Raw genomic sequence first — 1,231 nt, forward strand, 5'->3', positions numbered from 1 at the left:
GCTCGCCGGGTTTGAACCGGCGCAGCACGTGCTCTGGCGCCACCGCGACCTGGTCGAAGCGAGTGGTGCCGCTGCCGCTCAGGCGCTGGCCAAAACCGTCCCAGTCGTCTTCACGGGTCACGCCCGGCGCATCGACGGCCACCACCACGCTGAAAAAGTCTTTGTCGTGCATCGCCACCGCCGCCACCCAGTCCGCGTAGATGGTGCCGGTGCAGTAATATTTTTCGCCGTTGAGCACCCAACCTGCGTCTTCGTTGTGCGGGTCGTTGGGCGCCAGCGACACCGAGTTGGTGCTGCTGTCACTGCGCTCGGCCATGGCCGCGCCCCACAACTGCCCGGCCACCACCTTGGCAAACCAGTAATCCTGCGAGGCGGCGTCGCGGCTGGACAAGCGCCCTTCAACAAAACCGAAATGCGCACGCACGATCTGCGGCAGGTTGGAGTCGGCCTCGGCCAAGTCAATCAATAGCCGGAACAACACCGGCAAGCTGACGCCCGCGCCGCCCAAAGCCTGAGGCACACGCAGCGCCGTGAAGCCCGCCTCGCGCAGTTGGTTGACGGCGTCATAGGCCAGTTCGCGGTGCTGCTCGCGCTCGATGGCTCCGGCCGCGATCTGGTCGAACAGCGGTTGGAAACGCGCCTTCAATGCGCGGTAGGAAGTGGTGTCGGTCATGGCAAGTCCTTGCGAAAAGATGGCGTCACACGGCTTTCGCACGCGGGTCCACCAGGTGATTGATCAGGTCGACGAGAAAGTTCACGACCACATAAATCGCTGCCGCCAGCAGGGTGATCCCCAGCAGCAGCGGCACATCCTTGGTGTTGGCGGCGTCGAGCATCAGGCGGCCGATGCCCTGGCGCGAGAACAGCAGTTCAATCACCACCGCCCCGCCCAGCAGGCTGGCAAACACAAAGCCGGACAAGGTCACCAGCGGCACCAGCGCATGGCGCAAGGCGTGCTTGAGGCGCACCCCGGTTTCAGACAGGCCACGGGCGCGGGCCATGGCGATAAAGGGTTGTTCGAGGGTGTCTTCGAGTTCCTGGCGCAGCACCTGGCTGAGCACTGCCGCCACCGGCAAGGCCAGGGCCACGCTGGGCAGGATCAAGGCTTGCCAGCTGTTGGAGCCGGACGGCGGCAACAGGTGCCAGCCAAACGCGAACACCAGCAGCAACCCCAGGCCGATCACGAACGACGGCGCTGACGACAGCACCAGTTCTGTGCCCGACACCAGCG

The 1,231-nt window shown here is 65.1% G+C and carries 2 protein-coding genes; both read right to left on the bottom strand.

Annotated elements, in window-relative coordinates; genetic code table 11:
• Positions 1-673, bottom strand: a 673-nt coding sequence (locus tag GHO41_RS29250) for an acyl-CoA dehydrogenase family protein (RefSeq protein ID WP_178126617.1), incomplete at its 3' end; no start/stop codon positions are given.
• 25 nt (positions 674-698) lie between these two features.
• A partial coding sequence (locus GHO41_RS29255; RefSeq protein WP_153435343.1) for an ABC transporter permease occupies positions 699-1,231 on the bottom strand: 533 nt, incomplete at its 5' end.

Source organism: Pseudomonas sp. FSL R10-0399 (assembly GCF_009600165.1).
Lineage (GTDB): Bacteria > Pseudomonadota > Gammaproteobacteria > Pseudomonadales > Pseudomonadaceae > Aquipseudomonas > Aquipseudomonas helleri.